Source organism: Oxalobacteraceae sp. CFBP 8761 (genome assembly GCA_014841595.1).
Classification (GTDB): domain Bacteria; phylum Pseudomonadota; class Gammaproteobacteria; order Burkholderiales; family Burkholderiaceae_D; genus Telluria.
The window spans coordinates 2835381-2858666 of the sequence record JACYUE010000001.1; the positions used below are offsets into that span (position 1 = coordinate 2835381).

The following is a 23286-nucleotide window of genomic DNA, read 5'->3' on the forward strand; positions in this document are numbered from 1 at the left end:
CCGTGAGGCCGGGGCGCTTTACTGGAGTACCTTGAACTCGATGCGCCGGTTGCGCGCCTTCCCTTCCGGCGTGCGGTTGTCCGCCACCGGCCGGTCTGGCCCCTCGCCGGACACCGCGATCGAGTCGGCCGCAATGCCCTGGGCCACCACATATGCCTTGACTGCTTCGGCCCGCGCCTGGCTCAGTGACAGGTTGCCGGCGCGCGAACCGGCGTTGTCGGTGTGGCCGATGACGCCGACCTTGACGCCCTTGATCTTGCGCAGCGCGACGGTCATCCCGTCCAGCACGGCGATGCCGGTAGGCGTCAGTGTCGCCTTGCCCGATTCGAATTCGATGATGCGGTCGGCCAGCGCCGCATCGAGTACCACCTGCTGCGACACCTGGACCCGCAAGCCGTTGTTGACGGTATAGGTGGGATTCAGGCTCGCCGCGATATCGCCCGCGATCTTCTGACGCTGCTCCTCGCTGGCCACATCGCCGCGCATGCTGACGCTGTTGCCGTCGATGTGCAGCTGGCCGCCTTTCACCAGGCGCAGGTTCGGACCGATCAGCCGGCCGACATACGTGTTCCAGTTGGCGGGCGTCGACACGGTGCCGACCGACAGCTGGTCGACCACACGCGCGGCGCCGTAGACGCCGCGCAGGCGTTCCAGCAGCGCGGACTTAGTCGCCTCGTCGGCCACGGTGCCGGTCACCAGCACCGGGGCGTCGGCCTGGGTCTGGGCCTGCGCTGCGCCGTGCTGCAGGCCCGCCAGGCCGGTCAGGCACAACCTCAGGATCAGTGTGCGAAGTATCACGTCAGGCTCCGATGAAGGTTGTCATGAACAGCGTGCGCGCCAGCGCCAGCGGCAGGTCGGGCTGGGCCAGCTGGCTGGCCAGCGCGCGCACGTCGAGCTCGAGCTGCAGCTGCTCGTCGATCCAGGCCGTGTGCTGCAGGCGCACCTGCAGGTCGGCGCCTACCAGCGGATCGATCATGGCGCGCAGCGTGTCGGCCAGCGCGGCGCAAAAGCCCACCACCAGCACCGGCCGCCCGTCCTGGTGCGTGATGAACAGCGCCAGGTCGAACCCGGCGCGCCGCAGGAATGGCGCGATCAGTCCGAGCCAGAACGCCGCCACCGGATAGCGCGCCGCCGGGTCGGCCGGCAGCGGCAGCACGAGACTCTTGTCGAGCGTGCGGGGCGGGCTGCGCATCACGGGCTGCAGCAGCAAACCGAGCGCCAGCACCAGCCGCGCGACACCGCAGTTGCCCAGCAGCGCGTCGAGCGAACCCACCGTGCCGGCGTCGATCCAGGCCGGGCAGGCGCCCACATCCCCCAGGCCAATCGCGCTGTCGGCGATCGCCTGCAGCGACGCCGTGGGATCGGCATCTGCCAGCACGTTCGGGCAGATCTCCTGCAAAAACGTCCACAGCGGGGCAAAAGCGACGGGACAGTGCGCCACGAACGCGGCCGGATCGGCCACCGTCAGCGTGCGCGTGGCCAGAAACGGAAAGCGCCGGCCCGACTGGTCGCGGCTGGCCAGCAGATGCCCGGCCACAGCATGGTGGCGCGCCGGGCCGACGAGGGCGAAGCTCACCGGCGCCATGGCGTCGTAGTGCACCCGCCAGCGCGCATCGGACGGCAGCAGGGTCATCACCTGCGCCAGCCAGGCGTCGAGCATCCCGATCGTGGCCGGTTCGTGCGCCAGCTTGACGAAGTCGGCGCGCGCGGGCAGCTTGCCGAAGTAACCGATCCGGTCGGCGCGCATCACTGGCCTCCCGTACTGGCCAGTGCAGGCGCCGCCGCATCGAAGCGGCCAACGATTGCCGGCGGCAGGCGCATGCCACGAAAACCCTGGCCCTGGGCCTGCCCGCCCCCGCCTCCGCCCGCCTGCGGACTGCTGACGATCTTCAGGTCCACCGCCACCGTCACATTGTTGCTGCTCCAGCGCAGCTCGAACACGCCGTCGTCCTTCTTGGTGCGCTGCGCCGACTCGAACAGGCGCTGCAGGCCGAACTGGCCCGGCTGGTTGAACAGTTCCACCGTGCGGCCATCGAACGTCACGGCCGACACGCGTGCCCCCGATACGCCCTGCGGCCCCGGATGCACCATATTGCTCCAGCTGGCCGGGGTGTTGCGGTAACGGAGTTGCTGGCCATCGATCTCGAGCGTGTATTCGAGCGTGCCGGGCGCCGTGAGCGGCAGTACCTGGAACACGGTCTGCGCCACCGTGCCGGCCGCCACGCCGTTGTTCGACAGCGGCGCGATCCAGGCCGGGAACGCGGCCACCGCCTGCGGCGCGAGCGAAATGCCGATGTCGGCCCAGGTGCGCGCGGCCAGCACGTCGCCGCGCCGCACCACGAGCGGGCCCATGGCCGTGCCCACGAATTTGGCCACCGCGCCGTCGGGCCCGAACACCTGGCCGATCTCGCCCGGCGTGGCCTCGATGCTTGCGCCTTGCGCGAACGGATACTTGGCCGCCAGCGTGCGCGTGAACGGCTCGACGACCTGCGCCTGCCAGGTCTTGTTGATCTCGGCCTCGGACGGCAGCACGATCATCGCGAAGGTCTGCGTCAGCGGCCGCACGAGCAGTGGCCGCAGCGCGCTTTTCTGGCTCTCGCTCATCCCGGTGAGCATCTGCTCGTCGACGTAGCGCAGCGCCTCGGCCAGTTCCGAGCCGGTCCCTTCGAGTGTCTGCTGCATGAACTGCTTGGCGCCCGGCCCCGGGTCGCCCTGGTTCTTCAGCGTATTCAGGCGCGTGCGCAGGCGCGACAGCGCGTCGAGGTAGCCCGTCATCAGCGATGCCTCCTTCTCCTTCGCGCCAACCAGGCGCGCCACGCCGGCAAATTCGCGGCCGATCGGGCCGGCGCTTTGCGGCCCGCCGGTCAATTCGGCCGGGTCGATGGCGTCGGCCAGCGTGCGTGCATCGGACGGCGCCCGGCGCAGGATCTTCTGCTTGATCCACTCGGCGACGCCCCGTTCGGTCTTGCTCGCAGGCTGGCGCAACCCGCCCGGATTGTCCCAGGCGGTCTCTTCATGGATCGTGCGCAGCAGCCTGGCGATGGGCGACGTCTGCGGGTCGCCCAGCCGATTCATCGCCTGCACGCTGGCGTCGAAGCCGCGCAGGTCGGTGATCGCCACGCCCTGCACGAACTTGACCCATTCGCGTGCATAGTCAGCCTTGTACAGGTCGATCAGCGCCTTCTGGATCTGCTCCGGGCTGCCCTCGAGCGTCAGGTCGTCACGCGCCGTGGTCTTGAGCACCCAGTCGACGGTATTGAGTTCGCGGTTCGAGGCCTCGCGGATCGCGCCCAGCACGAACTTGTCCCACGCCGCGCGGGTGAACGCGCCGCTGACCGCGTGGCTGCCGGCCACCAGCGCGCTGTCCTGTTCGCCGACGATGCGCGCCACCGTCACCGCCGGGAAGCGCGTGGCTGCGCGCGTGCGGATGTCGGCGTACACGCGCTCGCGCGCCGGCGTGCCGCGCACCACGCGGCGCAGGTGCTCGCGCGTAGTGTCGAGCAGGCCCAGCTTGAGCGTCATCTGTGGCCAGGCCGGGTCATCGATATTAGCCAGGTGGAAGCTGAGCAGGCGTTCGGCGCTGCGGATCATCTGCTCGCGCGGCATCGCGCCGCGGTGCGCTTCCAGCCAGCCGCGCCAGTAGCGCGTGAGCTGGTCGTTCAGGTGCCCCGGCTCGGCGTGCGTTTTATCGCCCAGCATCAGGTAGGTCTTGAGCGCGTTGTAGGCGTCGCCGACGCTGGTGGGCGACGCGTCCTGATACGGCTGGCCGGGCCGGACCGCCGGCGTGGCCGCCTGGCGCGCCGGATCGAGGCTGGCCGCATTGTTGTTCACTTCCGTCAGCATGATCTCGAGCGCGCCGGTCACCGGTTCGACCATCACCGCGCGCACGCCGGCAAAGTATTCGTCGCGCAGCTTGCGCGACAGCTGCCCGCCCTGGTACAGGCCGAAGCCCAGCGCCCACGGCTTGTCCTGGCTGTAGCCATCGAGCAGCTCGATGCGGTCCTGCAGGATGTCGAGCGCTTCTAGCCGCGACTGCAGGTCGATGCGGCCAGCCTGCAGCCTCGTCACCTTGTCGAGGTCGGCCTGCACATTGGCCACCAGCTGGCGGTTGCCCATGTAGGCCCAGGACCAGCCCCCCATCGCGCAACCCAGCAGAATCGTGGCCGCGAAAAACACACCCAGCTTCCAGCGCGCCGCCGCCGGATGCGTGTAGCGCCTGACCAGGTCGCGGTCGGCGAAGATCACCTTGCGAAACAGGTCCAGCAAAAAGTAGCCCGACTGCCCGGCTGCCGGCTCGGCCACCGCGCCTTCACGATTGCCCAGCGCCAGATCGAAGCGGCTGGCCACGCGCTGGCTCGACAGGTCTTGCACGCTGCCTTCCTGCAGCGCGCTGGTGAAGTAAAAGCCGCGAAACACGGGTTTGAACTGGTAGGTGTTTTCGTCGAACAGCGTGGCCAGAAAGGCGCGCAGCGGCGTTCTGATCGCCGCAAATTCGAGGGGGAACGTGAACACGCCGGGGCGCATCAGGGTGCTGCGGTTGGCGCCCATGCCGGCCAGGCTCATTTCTTTCAGGCCATCGACGAGCGCTTCGAACTCGTCGTCAAAAAAGGCCAGCACGTCCTGCGGCGCACTGCGGCGGTTATAGCGCAGCGTGGCGCCCCAGATGCGCTCGCGCTCGGCCCGTTCGCTGCCATGGAAAAAGTCCACGAAGCCCGCCACCAGGTCGACCTTGGTAAACACGACATACACGGGCGGATGCACGCCCAGGCGCTCGGTCAGCTCCTGCATGCGGGTGCGCAGGTTCTTGGCCAGTTCGTGCGATGCCGTGGCCGGGCCGGCCATCAGTTCGGCCACGCTGACCGCGATCAGGATGCCGTTGACCGGGGCACGGTGGCGATGGCGGCGCAGCAGGTCGAGAAAACCGAACCACTCGTCGCGATCGTCTTCCTGCACGGAATAGCGCCCGGCCGTGTCGAGCAGGATGCCGTCGGTGGTAAAGAACCAGTCGCAATTGCGGGTCCCGCCCACACCCTGGACCGCCTTGTTGCCGGGGATCGGAAACGTCAGCCCCGAGCGCACGATGGCGCTGCTCTTGCCGGCCGCCGGGTTGCCGATGACCATATACCACGGCAGTTCGTACAGCGCCGCCGCGCCCCGCGTCAGGCCCAGCTTGGACGTCTTGATGGTGCTGACCGCATCGAGCAGATTCTTGCGCAGCACGGCAACGTCGCCCTTGCCGTTGTCGTCCATCGCATCGTCCGTGGCGTGACCACCGGCCTCGCCCTCGGCGATGGCCGACGCTAGCCGGGCGCCTTCGCGCGCGCGCCAGGCGCGCCGGATCATCCAGCCGGCGCCCCAGCAACCAAGCAAGGCCAGGCCCACGATGGCGGCCCAGACGATGGCGATGTCCAGCGCCACGGCGCCAAGCACCAGCAGCGCCGCGATGGCGAGCACACCGATCAGGATCAGCATGCGGCTGCTGGTCAGGAAGTTCCAGAATCGCGCCATGGCGGGGCCCAGGTCCGTTGAAAAAAGAGTCTCACAGGAAATGCTCGCACGCGCATGGCTGCCGTCGCTTGAGCGGGCGCAACACGGTGGACTTGGTGCATCGCCGGCGCCCGCAGGCTCAGCGCCGCATCACCCCGCGCAGGCGCAGCTCGGTGTGGCCAAAATCCATCATCTTCCAGCGCCCGCCCCAGGTCAGGCCGAGCGACTCGGCCACCTGTCCGTAGGCCTGGTAGCCGCGCATGGCCCACGGGTCTTTTTCGGAAATCACCAGCTTGCCGTCGCGCAGGAACGCGCAGTCGCCCGCCAGGCCGTACTGGTGCCAGCTCTGAAACGCGCGCGCGTTGGTGACATTGCTGCCACTGGCGGCCAGCGCATCCTGGCGCGCCGGGCTGCGGTAGCCTTCGAGCAGCGCCATCTCGTAACCGTGCTGCTCCTTCATGATCTTGAAGGCCAATAGCAGGCGCGCGCTGAAGTCAGGGTGCAGCAAGCCCCAATTGCGGCTCGCGCCCACCAGCATCGGCCGTATCAGCTCGACTTCGGCGGTCGTAAACACGTCGGGCGGCAGCGCCACCGGGGGCGAGAGCTGTTCGCCAGCCAGCAGCGCCGCCACCTGTTCATCCGGCATGGCGGCGCTGCCCTGATACACGGGCAGCATGGCGGGATTGCTCAGCGCCAGCGCCAGCAGAGAGGGAATCAGGATCACCGGCACGACAATGGCGAACACGACCCGATGCCGGCGCAGGAAGCGCAGCAGGCGCTCGCGCAGCGTGAGCGCGGCCGCATCGCGCGCGGCGCCCAGCGCCCGCCCGCCCGCGTGCCCCCAGGCGCCGGCATGCCGCGCCAGCGCGCGCAAGCGGCCGATGCCGCGCGTTGCCAATGCGCGACCTGTCGGGAAAACGGCCAGCCAGATCAGGCCGGATGCGCCACAAACGTACAGAAGCGCGATAAAGATCAGCATCGGTACCTCCAGGATTGTTTCTAATCGGAACTGGAAAAAACCCATCTTAGGAGTGCTGCCGTGCGTTCATCAGACGAACATCAAGCGAACCCCACGCAACCGCATCTGCGGCCCGATCTGATGTCATCGGCGCGGCACGGCGGCAACGAAGACAGCATTCTCGCCAGGCTCGAACGCGAGCCGGTGCGCCGTGCCGCGCCCGGCGGCACGGGCGTGAGGGTGGCCTGGTATGGCGGCGCCGTGCTGGTCGCACTGGGGTTGACGGGCGCCCTGGCTTGGCTGGCGGCGGGGCAGGACACGCCGCACAGGGTCGAGCCGACGCACGCAGGGATCGCGGCGCGCGCGATCGTGGCCGACGAACCTGCTGCGCCGCTGGCGGCGGCCATCATCGTCGACGCTGCACCAGCGCTGCCGCCAGTATCAGCACCAGCGCCCGCAGCCAGCACGGCGCACGTCCTGCCACCGCCGGAGCCACCGCTGCGCCTGTTGCGACCGGCGAACGGAGGGCGAGCACCCGCCAAACCCACGCACACGGCTGCTGCGCCCGAACGCAGCGCGGCCAAGACCCCGGTGCCGACGTTCCAGACGCGCGCCAGCGTGCCGCGCCAGGCCGCGCGGCCAACGAAACATGCCGGACCGGCGCGGGTAACCGAGACGCCCGACAGCGATGTCGCCCTGATCTCGGCCGTCATCTATCACGCCAATGGCCACGCCCTGCCCGACCCGGAGATGAACCCGGATCGCTGCAACGGCGACGCCTGTCGTCCACGGCCAACGCGCTAGCAGCGCGCGGGACGATCGCGCCCGAAACTGCTGGATTCCCTGTCCACGCGGGCTTATACTGTACATAAGAACAGTAACGCGGGTGGTCATGATCAGGTTGTTGGAAAACGAGTTTTATTATCTGGACAACTTCCAGCGCGTTCTCGACTGGATCGGCGAACGCTATGCCGACCTGCTCGACGCGCAAGAGCATGCGTTCCTGGCCGCCTTCCCTGCCCTGCCGCATGCGGCGCGCGCGCTGTTCGTGCGCATGGTCATGCGAAAAGGCACGCTGTTTCGCGCCAGTAAACTCCGCTACGCCGAGATCGGCTGCCCCGTCGAGGCGGCCGGTCACCTGCTGGGCACCGGCTGGATCGAAGCCGATCCCGAACTCTCACTCGACGAACTGTTCGACCTGCTCTCCAAGCCCGAAGTCGCCCAGGCCTTCCCGCACCTGCGCCAGAAAAGCGCGCGCAAGGGCGATCTGCTCGAGGCCTTGCGGGCCGACTGCGCCGATCCCCGCCGTTTTTCCGGCTGGTACGGCGACTGCCCCGACGTCGCCTGGCGCATCCACGTCAAGCCCCTGTGCGACCGCCTGCGGCTAGTTTTCTTTGGCAACCTGCGCCAGGGCTGGACCGATTTCGTGCTGTCCGACCTGGGCCTCTTCCGCTACGAGCAGGTCGACATCTCGCCAGCCTCGCGCGGTTTCCGCCAGCGCGCCGACATCGACCACTACATTCTGCTGCACGCATGCCGCGAGCGCTTCGCCGCCGGCGAGGCCGTCGAGGAGGTCGTGCGCGACCTTCCCGAGCATGCGTTCGACAACGACTGGCTGGCCAGCCGGCGCGAAAAGCTCGTGTTCCAGATCGGCCAGCACTACGAGAAACAAAAGGACTGGGATGGCGCTTTTGCCGCCTACGCCCGCTGCCGCTACCCCGGCGCGCGGGGCCGCGCCATCCGGGTTCTCGAAAAACACGAGCGCTTCGACGACGCCTGGGCCCTGTTGACTGAGGCCCAGGCCACCCCCGAGAACGACGCCGAGCGCCAGCACCTGGCCCGCATCGCGCCGCGCCTGGCGCGCCGCCTGGGTCACGCGCGCCTGGGCCGGCTGCCGAAAACCGAGGTGCAGCGCATCGACCTGTGCCTGGCGCCGCCGAACGGCGAGCGCTGGGTCGAGGGCGCGGTGCGCGACCATCTGGCGCAAGAACAGGCGCCCGTGTTCTACGTCGAAAACGCGCTGGCCAATACGCTGTTTGGCCTGCTGTGCTGGCGCGCGATCTTCGCCGCCATCCCCGGCGCCTTCTTCCACCCGTTCCACCGCGGGCCGGCCGATCTGTACAGCGCCGACTTCTACGCGCGCCGCCTGGCCGAATTTACTGCCTGCTTCGACGAACTCGATTCCGGCGCCTACCGCGACACCATCCGCGCGACCTACCGCGACAAGGCCGGCCTGCAGTCGCCCTTTGTGCACTGGGACGGCATCAGCCTCGAGCTGGTCGAACTGGCCCTGGACTGCATCCCGGCTGCCCACCTGCGCAAGTGGTGCGAGCGGATCCTGGCCGACGTGCGCGAAAACCGCACCGGCTTTCCCGACCTGATCCAGTTCTTCCCCCTCGAAAACCGCTACACGATGATCGAAGTGAAAGGCCCGGGCGACCGCCTGCAGGACAACCAGCAGCGCTGGATCGAGTACTGCGCCGCGCATGCGATGCCGGTGGCCGTCTGCTACTTGGTCTGGGATCTGGCGCCCGAGATGGCGGCCTGATTTGACCGGCACCACGCAACCCGCCTACACGATCGCCGTGCGCGCACTGTGCGAGTTCACCGCCAAGGCGGGTGACCTCGACCTGCGCTTCACACCCTCGCCCAGCGCCCAGGAAGGCATCGCCGGCCACGCCGTCGTTGCCGCGCGCCGGGGCGACGGCTACCGCGCCGAGCTGCCGCTGTCCGGCGAATGGAACGGCTTGCGCGTGCGCGGCCGCGCCGACGGCTACGACGAAAACGAGAACCTCATCGAAGAGATCAAAACGCACCGCGGCCGCCCCGAGTCCATCCCCGACAACCACCGCCACCTGCACTGGGCGCAGGTACGCGTGTATGGCCATTTGCTGTGCCAGGAGCGCGGTCTGGATGTGGTCAACCTGGCCTTGGTCTACTACGACATCGGCAGCGGCGTCGAAACCGTGCTGCGCGAGCAGCGCGACAGCGCCTGGCTGCAGACCCATTTTGCGGGCCTGTGCGAACGCTTCTCGAGCTGGGCTGCGCAGGAGAGCGCGCACCGCGCCGCGCGCAACGATGCGCTGACTCAGTTGCGCTTTCCGCATGCCGACTTCCGGCCCGGCCAGCGCCACCTGGCCGAGAGTATCTACCGCGCCAACACGAGCGGACGCTGCCTGCTCGCGCAAGCGCCGACCGGCATCGGCAAGACAGTCGGCAGCCTGTTCCCGACCTTGAAGGCCATGCCGCAGCAAGGCATCGACAAGGTGTTCTTCCTGGCCGCGAAGACGCCAGGCCGGCGCCTGGCGCTCGATGGCGCGGCCAAACTATGCAGCGCCACGGCTACACCACTGCGCGTGCTCGAACTGACCGCGCGCGACAAGGCCTGCGAGCATCCGGATAAAGCGTGCCATGGCGAGGCATGCCCGCTGGCGCGCGGCTTCTATGACCGCCTGCCGGCCGCGCGCGCCGCTGCGGCCGAGGTCCTGGTGCTGGACCGCGAAGCGCTGCGCACCGTCGCGCTGGAGCACGACGTCTGCCCGTACTACCTGGGCAGCGAGATGACGCGCTGGGTCGACATGATCGTTGGCGACTACAACTATTATTTCGACGGCGGCGCGATGCTGTACGCACTGGCGCAGGCCAACGGCTGGAAGGCGAGCGTGCTGGTCGACGAAGCCCACAACCTGGTCAACCGCGCACGCTCGATGTACAGCGCCGAGATCGACCGCGAACTGCTGCGCGCCGCCCGCGCCGTCGCACCTCCCGCGATCAAGAAAGCGCTCGAGCGCGTCGGGCGCGCCTGGACCAATGTCGACAAGGGCGCGCCCGCGCCGTACCAGCTGCTCGAGTCGATGCCGGCGAAACTGGTCGACGCGCTGCAGGATGCGTCCAGCACCATCAACGAACATCTGGCCGCGTTCCCCGGTCCGCTCGACCCCGACCTGCAGCGCTTCCACTTCGACGCGCTGCAATTTACGCGCCTGGCTGAGTCGTTCGGGCCGCACTCGCTGGTGGACCTGTCGCGCGACGCCGACCGCCCTACCTTGCGCGATTCGACGATCTGCATCCGCAATGTGGTGCCGGCGCCGTTTCTCGGACCGCGCTTTGCCGCGTCGCATTCGAGCACGCTGTTCTCCGGTACGCTCGGCACCTGGCAATACTGCACCGACACGCTCGGTCTACCGGCCGACACGGCCTGGGTCGAGGTCGATTCACCGTTCACGGCCAGCCAGCTCGACGTACATGTCGCCAAAGGCATCTCGACCCGCTACCAGGCGCGCGCTGCGTCGGTGCAGCCGATCGCCGAACTGATCGCACGCCAGTTCCATGAACGCCCCGGCAACTACCTGGCGTTCTTCAGCAGCTTCGATTACATGGACCAGGTGGCGGGCGCACTGGCCCGGCTGGATCCGGGCGTGACGGCCTGGCGCCAGGAACGCCGCATGAGCGAGACCGCGCGCCAGGGCTTCATCGACCGCTTCGCCATCGGTGGCGCGGGCGTGGGCTTTGCGGTGCTGGGCGGCGCGTTCGGCGAAGGGGTCGACCTGCCGGGCGAGCGCCTGATCGGCGCGTTTGTCGCCACGCTTGGCCTGCCGCAGGTGAATCCCGTCAACGAGCAACTGCGCGAGCGGATGCAGACGCTGTTTGGTGCCGGCTACGACTACACGTACCTGTACCCCGGCATCCAGAAAGTGGTGCAGGCAGCCGGCCGCGTGATCCGCACCGAGCAGGATCGTGGCGTGGTCTGGCTGATCGACGACCGCTTCGCCCAGCCGGGCATCCGCGCGCTGATGCCGGCCTGGTGGGAGCTCGGCGCACACAACTCGCGCTAGGCGCTTATGCCAGCAATTCGCGGATGCGCTGGTAGCCGCTGCGGCTGATGGGCAGCTTCACGCCGTTTTTCAGCACGGCGCAGTGATTGTCCTTGCTCACCGGTTCGATGCGCGCGATCGCGCCCAGGTTGACGATATGCGAACGATGGATGCGCACGAAGACGGCGGGATCGAGCTGCGCCTCAAGTTCGGCCAGGCTGCCAAGCTTGAGGTACTGCCTGCCGTCCGCGCAGACCGCGACGTAATCGTCCTGTGCCTCGATGCAATCCACGCTCGCTGTTGGCACCACGTGTACGCGGGCGCCGTCGCGAATCAGTATGCGCTCGAGCGGCGTGTGGCGCGCCGCTGCCTCCTTTACCACCGCCTCGATCTGCGCCGGCCGGGCGTTTCGCAGACGCGCCTGCGCCAGCGCTTCGCCAAGGCGCGCGCGTGAAAACGGCTTGAGCAGGTAGTCGATTGCATGCACCTCAAACGCACGCAGCGCAAACTGGTCGTAGGCGGTGGCAAAGATGTAGTGCGGCTTGCTGCCGGCCAGTTCGACCACCTCGAAGCCGTCGAGCTTGGGCATCTGGATGTCGAGGAACACCAGTTCGGGGTCGAGCTCCGCAATGGCCTTGACTGCCTCGAAGCCGTTGGCACATTCGCCGACGATCTCGACGTCGGCGTGCGTCGTCAGGTATTCGCGCAGCACGGCGCGCGCCAGATGTTCATCGTCCACGATCAGAACCCGCATGCTGTCAGTCTCCCATGTCTGCGGGCAGGATCAGGTCCACCCGAAAAATCGCCCCATCGCGCATCGCATGCACGCTCGCGTCGATGCCATACACGGCGTGCAGGCGCTGGCGCACGTTCGCCAGGCCGACGCCGACGCCCTTGCCCGCTGGCCCGCCGTCCGGATCGACATCGTTCTCGACCCGCAGCTTCAGTTGCGAGCCGGCGCGCGCTGCCTGCACGCGCACCACGCCGCCCTGTGGCAGCTGGCCGATGCCGTGCTTGACCGCGTTCTCGACCAGCGGCTGCAGGATCATCGGTGGCAGCAGACAGCGCGCCGCGTCATCCGCCATCTCGCACGCGAACGTCAGGCGCGGGCCGAAGCGCACCTGCTCGATCGCCAGAAATCGCTGCGTCAGTTCAACTTCGTCAGACAGCAGAACCTTGCGGTGCGCCTCAAGTCCCAGCGTGTGGCGAAAGAAGCCGGCCAGTTGCAAGGTCATGTCGCGCGCGGCGTCGGCATCGATGCTGGTGAGCGCGCTGATCGAATTGAGGCTGTTGAATAAAAAGTGCGGGTCGATCTGCGTGCGCAGCATGCGCAGTTCGGCGTCCTGCGCCAGCAGCTTCAATTGGAGTTCGCGTGTTTCCAGCCGGCGCGCGCGTTCGAACTCCAGCGCCAGATAATGCGCGCACGCCGTCATCCCGTACAGCAGCACGCCGACGCCGAACATCACCGCGGCGACGGGTGGCGAGAGCAGCACGCCGCCCATCGACGGCGCCAGCCAGCGCCACAATGCCGCCCACGCCACCGCCGCTGCGCACCACAGCAAGGCAGCGCTGGCGGCCGTGACAAAGAACACGACCAGCACCGAGCGCAGCGACTTGGTTGCCAGCGGATAGGCGCGGCACAGGTAGTAGCTCGAATAGCCGCACACGCTCGCATACACCAGCATCAGCGGCAGCGCGAATAGCAGGCTGGCCACGATCCCAGCGCCGATGGCCGCGTTCAGCAGGCCCGCGAGCATCAGCCCCAGCATCAGCCAGGCCGCCAGATACAGCGCGGCGCTGCGCCCGGCCCAGAACATCCGGCCCATCAGTTGCGGATTTCCACACCGCCCATGATCGCGTAGCCGCGAATGACGAGGCGCTTGCTGCCATCGGGTGGTACGGCGGTCTTTTCTTCGAAGCCGCCCAGGATCGGCGTACCGAGCAGGATCACGGTCCAGTCGGGAGGGCACTTGATGGTCACGCCGCCCCAGAACGCGAACACATTGATCACCGCCTCGCCACGGATCGAAGCACCGCGCATATCGAGTTCGCACCCGCCCATGACCGCCGTGATTTCACCGCCACGAAAATCCTGTGTGGCCACACGGCGCTCATAGCCGCCCAGGATTGCCGTGATGTCGACGGTCTCGCCGCTGCCCGTATCATCGAGCATCCCGGCGCCCAGGCTGCCGGCGCCGCTGCCCGGCAGGCCGCGGTTGCGCAGCGCCTTGGCAACGAGGAATCCACCCAGGCCAATCAGGATCAGCGGCCACATGGTGCGCACACTGAAGTTGATGATATCGAGCCGGTCCAGCATCATCAGGATGCCCACGCCAACCAGCGCAGCGCCGAGCAGCGTGCCACCCTGGCTGCGCGTGTCGCACAGCTTGACTGTGCCGACGATCACGAACAGCATCGGCCAGAAGGAAAACGCGCGGTGCATGTCAACCAGGCCGAGGTTATCGAGCAGGAACAAGAGGCCCATGCCAATGACGAGCACGCCAAGTACGACCTGGCCCGTCACGCCCCTGGGCAAGCGATCATTTTTCATGGCGGCCCACCTTCTGGTTATTGAGAAAACGACGGGCGATGAACGGGTCGAGCACCAGCTTGATGCCCCACATCAGGATGAACAGCGGCCAGCTGTTACGGAACGTCAGGCCGAATGCATTCTCGAGCACCGCAAACAACCACAGGCCGGCAAACACCGTCCACAAGCCATTGCCGAATTCCTTGGGGCTCGGGTAGCCGATGGTCTGGCTGATGCCGACGGCAACGAGCAGCAGCGGCGCGTAGTGCCAATAGTCTTCGGCGTTGATGTAGTACAGGCGATCGAGCAGCACGACGGCGCCGACGACGATGAGCAGCAAGCCCCAGACGATTTGCTTGCGCCAGCGATAGGATTCTTCGGATTGCATGGTGCGGACCTCCTTGTGATCGAATAGGGATCACGATATCAAGGGTCGGCACGCTGGCGGAAGTGGTTTTCGGCGAATGGCGAATCCATACCGGCGAATGGCGAGTCGACGCCCGTGACCAACATACAGGCGAAAAAAAACCCGCCGTGATGGCGGGTTCAGTGTGCAGCGCAGGTGCCATCAGGCAGCGCTGGCGGCTTCCTGGCGCTTGATCAGGCCTTTTGGCACGTTGCGGTACTTGGCGCGTGCTTCAGCCTGGCGTACGGCTTCACGTGCGATATTGGTGCGCTTGATCTCGATGCGTTCTGCCTTGCCGCGATGTTGGGCGATGTGCTTGCTTCCGATTCTGCTGGTCATAACGGTCTCCTTGGTTGAACTATGCGCCGCGTCCTTGACAGGACGTCGACGCGAAAACGTGTGCAAAGGCTAGTTGCCGGTCGGGGCAATCTTGAGCGCCGCCGGGATCAACGTCGCCCAGCCAAGCTGGCGCCGGATTTCTTCTGGCGCCGGGGGCGGCTTCGGATCGCGCGAGCGGCGCGCGAGATATTCGCGCACCAGGTGCATGGCTGGATGCTTGACATCGTACATGGCAACCTCCGCTTCCTTGCTGCCCGGTGCAGACACAAGGCCCGCACCGGTCATGAAATTGGTGCCGATCCTCGAGGCGACCGGCTAACCTGTTGAGGTGTCGGATGGCTGCGAATTACTTCGCGCGTCCCTCACTCAGACAGGAGCATCTTAACGGCTGCACCCAATTTTCACCGTTAGATGCCGCACACTTTGGGCGTCAATACGGATGAGCTCGACAAACGCATGCAAAAAGGGGGCCGCAGCCCCCCCCCTCTTTTTGCCGCATGCAGCGATCAGAACTTGTAGCGCAGGTTCAGATAATACTGGCGACCGCTGACGTCGAGCTTTTGCTGCTCTTCTTCGCTGTAGCGATATTGCGCGCGTTTGGCGTTGGTCAGGTTGGTCGCGCTGAACGCGAGCTCCAGGTTGTCGGTGAAGTAGTAGTTGGCCGACAGCGCCAGCGTTGTCACTGCATCGGCGTAGGTCGGCGCGGTCGGCATCGCCACGCCGTTGATCACGGTCAGGCCCTGGCTGTTGGCCGTTGGCGCCGGCGCGGTCGTGCTGTTGACGTACTCGCCGCGGTAGTTTGCGACCAGGCGTGCCGACAGCTTGCGGTCTTCGTAGTACAGACCCAGGTTGCCGGTCCATTCGGACGCGCCCACCATCGGCCGGCCATCGTCGACCTTCGTCTTGGCGCGGCTGACGTTCGACGTGAAGCCGAAGTTGGTCTGGCCGAACGGCTGCTCGTACTGCAGCTCGATGCCATTGATCTTCGCGCCTTGCTGCGAGGCGGTGTTGATGAAGAAGGACTTGACGGTCTGGTCGCGCGGATCCTGCAGGTCGATCGTGGTGCTGCCCACGGCGCCCGTTTTCGGATAGCCATCGATCGACGAATGGAACACGCTCAGCGCGATGATCGAGCGCGGTGCGAAGTACCACGACCACGACAGGTCGACGTTGTCGGCCGTTTGCGGTTCGAGGTCGGGATTCGGGCCCGTCACGCGGCAGCCATTGGCGTCGCAACCGGGCGTGCCGAAGCCGCTGCCCAGCAGGTTGTAGTTCTGACGCCCGATCGTGCGGCTCGCGCCAAAGCGCGCCAGCATGTCGTTGCCCATGTCATAGCGCACGTTCAGGCTTGGCAGCCAATTGTCGAAAGTGCGCTTGGTCGGCGTCTTGTAATACAGGATACCGGCCAGTGGATTGAACGGCGTGCCATCGAAGAACGCGGTGGCGTCGCCGGCATCGGTGATCGCGCCCGGATAGGCGGCGCAGGTCACGGGCGCCTGGCCCGGTGCGACGCGCTGGCAGGCGCCAGCGGGAATCGGCGTGGCGATATTGGCTTTCACTTCAGTGCGCGAAAAGCGCACGCCGACGTTACCCGACCAGCGATCACGTTCCAGATTGGCCATCAGGTAGGCCGCGCTCTGGCGTTCCTGCATGTCGATCTCGGAACTCACGCGGCGTTCGAAGGCGTCGCTCGTGACCTTGGTGTTGGCCGCGATGTACTCCTTGATCGCTTCCGGCGTGTAGGTGAAACCGGTGTTGTCCCAGCCGGTCGGGCCATCCAGGCCATCGCCGAAGTCACCCGGGAATGCTTGCCAGCCGGTGGTTGGCGTCGGCGTATTCGACGTAACGCGGCCCGTGACCGGGTTGAGCGTGATGCCGTTGCGGAAGGCCGGGCCACGGCGCGCGCTGGTACGCTTGTGATCCGAGAAGCGCACGCCGCTTTCCAGCGACTGGAAGATGCCGCGGTCGACGCGGTATTCGGCGTCGAATTGCGCGCTCCATTCCTTGTCGACGGTGCGCACGCCCGAGGCGGCGCGGTCGACGATGGTGTAGCCGCTGCCGTCGGCGTTCAGGCCGGGCTGGTTGCCGCCGGCGTTCTGGTACTGGACGAACGGCGCGTCATGCAGGCTGCCGAGCGCGTACGAGATGCCGGTGCCGTAGCGGGCCAGCGTCAAGCCCTGGTCGAGTTCGGTCGTGCCCACGCCGCGCGTGCTCGAGAGCAGCGTCTTGATCGTGAGGTCGTCGTTGACACGGTACTTGGCGTCCAGGTCGAGGAACGAGCTCTCGGCCTTGGCGCCATCGCGGTAGAAGCCTTCCGAGTTGCCGACGTACTGCGGCGTGGTCCCGTCGGGGAACACGATGTCGGCGGCCTTCAGTACCTTGAGCTGGTTGCCATACACGGTGGTCTCGTTGACGATAACCGGATTGCGGATCTGCGCGAACACCTGCTGTCCGTTCGAACTGGTGTTGGCGGCGGTGGCCACGGTGCTGCCCAGCGGCGCGTTCTTCCCGAGCAGCATCGAGTAGATGGCGCTCGATGTCAGGCGGCCGTGATTGTCGGCATCCATGGACGAATGAAAGCCCGTGAGCGTCACGTCGAGATCGCGGTTCGGCTTGAATTGCAGCGACAGCATGCCGCCCTTGCGGTCGCGTACGGATTCGACGAACTCCGAGCTCATCGAGCCCGGCAGGCGCACGCCGTTCAGGTCTGCTGCCGTGTAACCGGTGCCGGCGAGCGATGCATCGGTGATGCCTTTCATGGTGCTGGTGTTGATCACGTCCCAGCCGCTGTTGGTGCCGTAAGCGAACCGCGAGACCGAATCGCGCCGCACGTAGCGCTTTTCGGCAAACAGCGCGGCCAGAACGCCGAAGGTGCCGGCCTCGTTCTTCCAGTTGACCGAGCCGTTCATGTCCGGTGCGTAGCGGCCTGGCAGATCGGCATAGCTGGCGCCGACGCTGATCACACCCGACAGGTTCTCCTTGGCCGACAAGGGCTTGCGCGTGGAGACGTTGATGGTGCCGGCCAGGCCGCCATCGACGATATTGGCCTGGGATGTCTTGTAGACGACCGCCTGCTGCAGCACGTGCGATGGCATCAGGGACAGGCTGGTCGAGCGCGAGCTCGAGCCCTGGTCGGCCACGTACCAGTCGGCGCTGCTGACGGCATGGCCATTGAAGATGATCAGCGACATGTCCGGGTTGGTGCCGCGCATCGACACCTTTTCGGCCTCGTCATAGTCGGTGCGCACGGCCACGCCGGCCAGGCGCTGCAGCGAATCGGCCAGGTTTTTGTCAGGCATCTTGCCGACGTCTTCGGCCGTGATGACCTCGACGTTGGCCGACGCATCGCGCTTGACCGCCAGCGACCGGGCCAGCGAGGCGCGAATGCCCGTCACTTCCACGGTCTGCATCGGCACTGCGGCTGGGGTCTCCTGGTCCTGCGCTTGCGCCTGCGCCAGCACTGGCAACGTGGCAAGGCTCCAGACGGCCATCGATACGGCCGCGGCAAGCGGCTTCTGCTTGAACATCATCTCTCTCCTGGGAAGGGTGCGATTCTTGGTAAAGTAAGGCAAATTTTTAAATGCTTGTGCCGAGTATTGATGATGGATTGCCATCATGAATAATCACTTGTGTTCGCTTTCGTATAACTGGGAGGAATGCATGTTTCCGGCGGGTCGCTCAGGTTATGGGTAGATGCGCAGAATTCATTATCCCCAACGCACACGCCGGATTAGCGTGATACTTTCCCTTCTCCCGAGATGACCGCCATGCGCCTTGCCTGCCTGCTTCTTGCCAGCGCCGTCCTGACCGGCTGCGCCAGCCCCCCTGCCGCCACGCCGCCGATTCCAGGTGCGCCACCGCCACCCACGCCGCTGGCGGCCCTGCTGGACAAGCCGATCTACAAGATGACGCCGTTCGAGACCGGCCAGTACATTCCGCACATGCAGAGCGCGCAGCCCGACCTGCGCAAGCGCATCGCCGCGATCGGCCGCCAGAACATCGGCCAGCCGTATTCGCTGAACCTGCTGGGCGAGTTCCCGTTCGAGATCCACGACAGCTTGCCGATGTACAGTCTCGAACAAAGCGATTGCGTCGTCTTTGCGGAACACACGTATGCGATGGCGCTGTCGCAATCATGGGAAGAGTTCTTCTGGATGCTGCAGCGGATCCGCTACCGCGACGGCGTGATCGGCGTGGCCACGCGCAACCATTACACCGAGCTGGACTGGAACGTGGCCAACCGCTGGCTGGTCACGGACATCAGCGCCGACCTGGCCGGCCCGAATGGCCCCGGCTACGACATGCGCGTCGACCGCGCGCGCTTCCTGCGTACGCGCCACAACACGGTGCGCGACATCCCCGTCGAAACGAGCCGCCAGACCTACGTGCCGAAAGACGGCGTGGGCGCCATCCTCGACGGGTTGCAGGAAGGCGACTTCGTCAACGTGATCTCGACCCGTAACGGCGAGTACTGGGCCTCGCACGTGGGCCTGGTGGTGCTGGGGCCAAACGGCGAGCGGCACTTCCTGCATTCGTCGGCGCCGAAGGTGCGCGAAGAAACGTTCGCGTCGTACATGGCGCGGGTGGCGGCACGCGAAGCGGACAACGCGCGCGCCGGCAAGCCGGGCCAGATGCTGGCCGGCTTCAAGTTCCTGCGCCTGAACGAGACGATCACGGTGCCGCCAATGGCGCCGCAGCCGCGGCCGGGCCGGCCGGGCGCGTAATACATTGCTTTGCGTTCCCGGCTTGCCGAGCCGGGAACGTTACCCTCCTCCACTTGAATCTTCATTCAAGATATAGGGAATTAGAAATTTAATTCCCTAATTCTATTTCTACTTCCCCCAAACCGTTTTAACCACGCTCGATCGCTACTATCCCTGAGCGCTGTTGAGTGACCTCAATCCCGCCATGCAGCCAGGATTGGATAATCAACTCGCAAATAACCGGCAATCAAATTCATGATGATTCGATCCGTATGTCGGAGTAATCAGCGCGCATTCTTTTGATGGTTTCTTGAATCAATTTCTTAGAGTGCAGAAGCTGGTTTTTCAAGCAACGAAGTGATTGCCATGGCTTCTCGATATGCCGTACTGCCTGGTGGCCTTTCGCGGAAGACATGGTGTCGAATTCAATCGTTTTTTCTTTCGGTAGAGTTATTTATTTTCGCATTTCTTTATTCGAATTCTCCCCCACCATGAGTCAGTTGATTCAAATTCTGTCATGCCGGCGTTGATTCAGGCAGAACAGGTGCAATAACACGCTGCTGCACCATCGGCCCAAGAAATTGCCGGTTTTATTCTTACCCGTATCTGCCACTGTCACTGTCGAGGAACCCATGCGAGACGATATCCAATCAGTTCACCTGGAGCAGCTGCTGACCCGGCTGCGTGAGCGCCACGCCGTAATTGGCATCATTGGCCTTGGCTACGTCGGGCTGCCACTCGCGCTGCGCTATGCGGCCGAAGGCTTTCACGTACTGGGGATCGACATCGACGCCGCCAAGGTCGACCAGCTCAACCGGGGCGAGAGCTACATCGCCCATATCAAGGGGCCGACAATCGCTGCGGCGCGCGCCGCCGGGCTGGTCGCCAGCAGCGACTTTTCGCGCGTGGTCGAAGCCGATGCGCTGATCATCTGCGTCCCCACGCCGCTCACCGCCCACCGCGAGCCCGATTTGTCGTACGTGATCGGCACCGTCGAGTCGCTGCTGCCCCATATGCGCCCCGGGCAGTTGCTGTCACTTGAAAGCACCACCTATCCCGGCACCACCGAAGAAGAACTCCGGCCCCGCCTGGAAGCGCGCGGCCTGCGCGTCGGCCACGATGTGTTCCTCGTGTTCTCGCCCGAACGCGAAGACCCCGGCAACCCCGACTACCACACCCGGACCATCCCCAAGATTTGCGGCGGCTCCACCGACGCCTGCCTGGAAGCCGGCCTGGCCCTGTACCGGCAGGCGATCGACACCGTTGTCCCGGTCAGCTCGACCCGCGCAGCCGAGTTGACCAAGCTGCTGGAAAACATTCACCGCGCCGTCAATATCGGGCTGGTCAACGAGATGAAAATCATCGCCGACCGCATGGACATCGACATCCACGAAGTCATCCGGGCCGCCGCCACCAAGCCGTTCGGCTTTACCGCCTATTATCCCGGCCCGGGCCTGGGCGGGCACTGCATCCCGATCGACCCGTTCTATCTCACCTGGAAGGCCCGCCAGTTCGGACTGCACACCCGTTTCATCGAACTGGCCGGCGAGATCAACAGCGACATGCCGGCCTGGGTGATCGCCAAGGTGGCCGACGCGCTGAACAGCCGCAGCCGCGCCGTCATGGGCAGCCGCATCCTGGTGCTGGGTATCGCCTACAAGAAAGACGTCGAAGACATGCGCGAGTCACCCTCGGTGGCACTGATGGAATTGCTGCGCGCGCGTGGCGCCGTGGTTGAGTATTCCGACCCCCATGTGCCGGTATTCCCGCGCATGCGCGAGCACCACTTCGACCTGTCCAGCGTCGAACTTACGCCGACGTCGCTCGCCTCGTATGACGTGGTGCTGCTGGCCACTGGCCACAGCGCCTTCGACTATGAACTCGTGCGCCAGAACGCCAGCCTGATCGTGGATACGCGCGGTGTGTTCCCGAACCGCTCGCCCAACGTCGTGCAGGCTTAAGGCCAGGGACAGCGCATGCAATCCATCGACCCGCGATCGCAGGACGAGACGGCGCGCAGCCTGATCAACAGCCGCATCCAGGCTGTTTTCAACCATGGCCAGCGCAACATGGGACCTGAAGTCGCCGAACTGGAGCAACGTCTGGCCGATTACACGGGCGCGCGCCATTGCGTCACCGCGTCGTCTGGCACCACGGCACTGGCGATCGCCCTGATGGCCATTGGCGTCGGGCCAGGTGACGACATCATCACCACGCCGTTTGCCGCCAGTGCAGCAGCCAAGGCGATCGTGCTGGTCGGCGCCAGGCCCGTGTTCGCCGACATCGATCGTTCCACGTGCACGCTCGATCCGCAGCTGATCGAACGAGCGATCACACCGGCCACGCGCGCGATCATCCCGGTCTCGCTGTACGGCCAGCCGCCCGAAATGGACGCCATCAATGGCGTCGCCGCCCGCCATGGGCTGGCCGTGGTCGAAGACGGCGCACAGAGTTTTGGCGCGACCTACCGCGGGCGCCAGAGTGGTAATCTGTCCACGATCGGCTGCACGAGCTTTTTCCCGACCAACCCTCTCGGTTGCTATGGCGATGGCGGCGCCCTGTTCACCAACGACGATGTGCTCGCCAGCGCGATGCGCGACATCCGCATGCACAGTCAGGCGCGGCGCCATGCGCATCACCGTTTTGGCCACGACGCGTGCATGGAGACGCTCCAATGCGCGATCGTGCTGGCCAGGCTGGAACGGTTCGATTGGGACATCAGGCAGCGCCGCCGCATCGCGGCTGCGTACGACGAGATGCTGCAGCCGCATTTGCCTGTCATTGGCTGCCGCTCCGACCGCACCAGCGCCTATGCGGGTTATGCCGTGCTGGTCGAGCAGCGCGAGCAGGTGCGCGCCATCCTGGAGCATGCCGGCGTCCCGACTGCCGTGCACTACCCGGTGCCGATCCACCGGCAACCTGCCTACGCCCGGCTGGCAGCAGATGCGTCGTGCCCCATCGCTGACGCGATGGCATCGTCCCTGTTGAGCTTGCCGATCGGCCCACACCTGGCGGCGGCAAATGTCCGTCATGTCGTCCAGTGTCTGCTGCACGCGACAGGGCCGCTGCAAGCGCGGGTGGTGGAATCGGCCGAGCTGCAAGAGTGACGCCATGGCGATCGGCCGGATGGCGTCAGCGCATCTCTTCGACGAGCTTGAGTCCCTCGGCAAAGCGCCAGATACGGCGGATCTCGATCACATCGAAGTTCGCGGCGACATTCGGCGGAAACGCAGCGTAGCGCGCGTTCAGGCGCACGAAGCGGCGCACGGCATCGTCCATGTCGGCGCGGCCGCTCGAACGCACGATGGTGATCTCGTCGATGCTGCCGTCACTGCGCAGCGAGACGCTCACCAGGGGATCGATGCGTACCTCGCGCAGCGACAGGCGCGCGCCGCCGAGCACCGCGTTGCGCTCGAGTTTCTGGCGCACGCTGTCAACGTACAAGCGCAGCGGCGCATCGCGCTCGCCGCCGTCGGCCACCACGCGGCGGTTGCCGGCCGGCCGGTCGCGCGGCAAGCCGGAGGCGTCCACATTCGGGATCGTCACCCCACGCAGCAACTCGCGTGCGCGATTGCCTGGCAGGCCAGCCATGGCGCCCGGCCCGGGTTGCATGCCCGCCCCGCTGCCCACGCCGACGCCAGCACCAGCGCCAATGCCGTCCGTGCGCGCGGCGGCAGCGCCGCCAGCGGCTGGTCCTGCGCCTTCCCCCGCAGCCGGTCCGGAAGCCTGCGCCTGCAAGCGCTGCGCTGCCTGACGGGCGGCTTCTTCGGCAGCGCCCCGTGTCAGCCGCTCGGCGTCCACACGCGCCTGCTCGGCCGCTTGCTGACGTGCGCGGTCCTCGGCGAGCCTGCGCTGCGCCAGGTCCTCGGCGCGCTTGCGTTCGGCGGCTTGTAGGCGAGCCTGTTCCTCGGCCAGCTTGTGCTGTGCCAGTTCCTCGGTGCGCTGGCGCTCGGCCGCCTCCTGCACCACGCGTTGCGCGGCATCTTCGGCGCGCTGGCGTGCTTGTAACTGCGCCTGCGCCAGGGCTTCCTGCGTTGCCGCTTCCTGCG

18 protein-coding genes are annotated in these 23286 nt (G+C 66.2%); 6 read left to right on the top strand and 12 right to left on the bottom strand.

Going from position 1 to position 23286, the window contains the following annotated elements:
• Window positions 1-18: 18 nt before the first annotated feature.
• The 4 genes from IFU00_12325 to IFU00_12340 form a co-directional block, all read right to left on the bottom strand.
• Window positions 19-798: an OmpA family protein gene (locus tag IFU00_12325; protein ID MBD8543062.1), complete on the bottom strand. Its 780-nt coding sequence runs from the start codon at window positions 796-798 to the stop codon at window positions 19-21.
• Window position 799: 1 nt separating this feature from the next.
• The gene (tagF, locus tag IFU00_12330; GenBank protein MBD8543063.1) at window positions 800-1747 is read right to left on the bottom strand and encodes a type VI secretion system-associated protein TagF; all 948 of its coding nucleotides are present in this window, start codon (window positions 1745-1747) and stop codon (window positions 800-802) included.
• Window positions 1747-5508: a type VI secretion system membrane subunit TssM gene (gene tssM / locus IFU00_12335; GenBank protein MBD8543064.1), complete on the bottom strand. Its 3762-nt coding sequence runs from the start codon at window positions 5506-5508 to the stop codon at window positions 1747-1749. Before tssM ends, tagF begins: the two co-directional genes overlap by 1 nt.
• A gap of 118 nt (window positions 5509-5626) precedes the next feature.
• The gene (locus IFU00_12340) at window positions 5627-6466 is read right to left on the bottom strand and encodes a M15 family metallopeptidase (GenBank protein ID MBD8543065.1); all 840 of its coding nucleotides are present in this window, start codon (window positions 6464-6466) and stop codon (window positions 5627-5629) included.
• A 60-nt stretch (window positions 6467-6526) separates the two neighbouring features.
• Here IFU00_12340 and IFU00_12345 point away from each other — a divergent pair, with 60 nt between their 5' ends.
• The 3 genes from IFU00_12345 to IFU00_12355 all read left to right on the top strand — a co-directional run bounded on the left by IFU00_12345 (window position 6527) and on the right by IFU00_12355 (window position 11280).
• Window positions 6527-7249, top strand: coding sequence for a hypothetical protein (locus tag IFU00_12345; protein ID MBD8543066.1), 723 nt, complete (start codon window positions 6527-6529; stop codon window positions 7247-7249).
• A gap of 88 nt (window positions 7250-7337) precedes the next feature.
• Entirely contained in the window at window positions 7338-8993 is a 1656-nt protein-coding gene (locus IFU00_12350) for a VRR-NUC domain-containing protein (protein MBD8543067.1), read from the top strand.
• Window positions 8932-11280: an ATP-dependent DNA helicase gene (locus tag IFU00_12355; GenBank protein MBD8543068.1), complete on the top strand. Its 2349-nt coding sequence runs from the start codon at window positions 8932-8934 to the stop codon at window positions 11278-11280. Before IFU00_12350 ends, IFU00_12355 begins: the two co-directional genes overlap by 62 nt.
• Before the next feature lie 4 nt (window positions 11281-11284).
• Here IFU00_12355 and IFU00_12360 read toward each other — a convergent pair whose 3' ends face one another.
• The 7 genes from IFU00_12360 to IFU00_12390 all read right to left on the bottom strand — a co-directional run bounded on the left by IFU00_12360 (window position 11285) and on the right by IFU00_12390 (window position 18061).
• Entirely contained in the window at window positions 11285-12013 is a 729-nt protein-coding gene (locus tag IFU00_12360; protein ID MBD8543069.1) for a LytTR family transcriptional regulator DNA-binding domain-containing protein, read from the bottom strand.
• A gap of 4 nt (window positions 12014-12017) precedes the next feature.
• Window positions 12018-13085, bottom strand: coding sequence for a histidine kinase (locus tag IFU00_12365; protein ID MBD8543070.1), 1068 nt, complete (start codon window positions 13083-13085; stop codon window positions 12018-12020).
• The gene (locus IFU00_12370; protein MBD8543071.1) at window positions 13085-13810 is read right to left on the bottom strand and encodes a hypothetical protein; all 726 of its coding nucleotides are present in this window, start codon (window positions 13808-13810) and stop codon (window positions 13085-13087) included. Before IFU00_12370 ends, IFU00_12365 begins: the two co-directional genes overlap by 1 nt.
• A complete protein-coding gene (locus IFU00_12375) occupies window positions 13800-14177 on the bottom strand; it encodes a hypothetical protein (GenBank protein MBD8543072.1) in 378 nt (125 codons plus the stop codon). Before IFU00_12375 ends, IFU00_12370 begins: the two co-directional genes overlap by 11 nt.
• 180 nt (window positions 14178-14357) lie before the next feature.
• Window positions 14358-14534, bottom strand: a complete 177-nt coding sequence (locus IFU00_12380) for a hypothetical protein (GenBank protein MBD8543073.1) — start codon at window positions 14532-14534, stop codon at window positions 14358-14360.
• Window positions 14535-14603: 69 nt separating this feature from the next.
• Window positions 14604-14765: a hypothetical protein gene (locus IFU00_12385; GenBank protein MBD8543074.1), complete on the bottom strand. Its 162-nt coding sequence runs from the start codon at window positions 14763-14765 to the stop codon at window positions 14604-14606.
• 275 nt (window positions 14766-15040) lie between these two features.
• Window positions 15041-18061, bottom strand: coding sequence for a TonB-dependent receptor (locus IFU00_12390; protein MBD8543075.1), 3021 nt, complete (start codon window positions 18059-18061; stop codon window positions 15041-15043).
• Between the two features lie 231 nt (window positions 18062-18292).
• Between IFU00_12390 and IFU00_12395 the strand changes: the two genes are divergently transcribed.
• From IFU00_12395 to IFU00_12405, 3 genes are all read left to right on the top strand, one after another.
• Entirely contained in the window at window positions 18293-19258 is a 966-nt protein-coding gene (locus IFU00_12395) for a DUF1460 domain-containing protein (GenBank protein MBD8543076.1), read from the top strand.
• Window positions 19259-19869: 611 nt separating this feature from the next.
• Window positions 19870-21198 carry a nucleotide sugar dehydrogenase gene (locus IFU00_12400; GenBank protein MBD8543077.1) on the top strand — a complete coding sequence of 443 codons (1329 nt, stop codon included), beginning with the start codon at window positions 19870-19872 and terminating at the stop codon, window positions 21196-21198.
• 15 nt (window positions 21199-21213) lie between these two features.
• Window positions 21214-22344 carry a DegT/DnrJ/EryC1/StrS family aminotransferase gene (locus IFU00_12405; GenBank protein ID MBD8543078.1) on the top strand — a complete coding sequence of 377 codons (1131 nt, stop codon included), beginning with the start codon at window positions 21214-21216 and terminating at the stop codon, window positions 22342-22344.
• 25 nt (window positions 22345-22369) lie between these two features.
• Here IFU00_12405 and IFU00_12410 read toward each other — a convergent pair.
• The coding region (locus IFU00_12410) for a TonB C-terminal domain-containing protein (GenBank protein ID MBD8543079.1) at window positions 22370-23286 on the bottom strand (917 nt) is incomplete at its 5' end.

Coding starts and splice junctions, on each gene's coding strand:
- tagF (MBD8543063.1), bottom strand. CDS start 1,747: ATGCGCGCCGACCGGATCGGTTACTTCGGCAAGCTGCCCGCGCGCGCC.
- tssM (MBD8543064.1), bottom strand. CDS start 5,508: ATGGCGCGATTCTGGAACTTCCTGACCAGCAGCCGCATGCTGATCCTG.
- IFU00_12340 (MBD8543065.1), bottom strand. CDS start 6,466: ATGCTGATCTTTATCGCGCTTCTGTACGTTTGTGGCGCATCCGGCCTG.
- IFU00_12350 (MBD8543067.1), top strand. CDS start 7,338: ATGATCAGGTTGTTGGAAAACGAGTTTTATTATCTGGACAACTTCCAG.
- IFU00_12355 (MBD8543068.1), top strand. CDS start 8,932: ATGCGATGCCGGTGGCCGTCTGCTACTTGGTCTGGGATCTGGCGCCCG.
- IFU00_12360 (MBD8543069.1), bottom strand. CDS start 12,013: ATGCGGGTTCTGATCGTGGACGATGAACATCTGGCGCGCGCCGTGCTG.
- IFU00_12365 (MBD8543070.1), bottom strand. CDS start 13,085: ATGGGCCGGATGTTCTGGGCCGGGCGCAGCGCCGCGCTGTATCTGGCG.
- IFU00_12370 (MBD8543071.1), bottom strand. CDS start 13,810: ATGAAAAATGATCGCTTGCCCAGGGGCGTGACGGGCCAGGTCGTACTT.
- IFU00_12375 (MBD8543072.1), bottom strand. CDS start 14,177: ATGCAATCCGAAGAATCCTATCGCTGGCGCAAGCAAATCGTCTGGGGC.
- IFU00_12380 (MBD8543073.1), bottom strand. CDS start 14,534: ATGACCAGCAGAATCGGAAGCAAGCACATCGCCCAACATCGCGGCAAG.
- IFU00_12385 (MBD8543074.1), bottom strand. CDS start 14,765: ATGTACGATGTCAAGCATCCAGCCATGCACCTGGTGCGCGAATATCTC.
- IFU00_12390 (MBD8543075.1), bottom strand. CDS start 18,061: ATGTTCAAGCAGAAGCCGCTTGCCGCGGCCGTATCGATGGCCGTCTGG.
- IFU00_12395 (MBD8543076.1), top strand. CDS start 18,293: ATGACCGCCATGCGCCTTGCCTGCCTGCTTCTTGCCAGCGCCGTCCTG.
- IFU00_12400 (MBD8543077.1), top strand. CDS start 19,870: ATGCGAGACGATATCCAATCAGTTCACCTGGAGCAGCTGCTGACCCGG.
- IFU00_12405 (MBD8543078.1), top strand. CDS start 21,214: ATGCAATCCATCGACCCGCGATCGCAGGACGAGACGGCGCGCAGCCTG.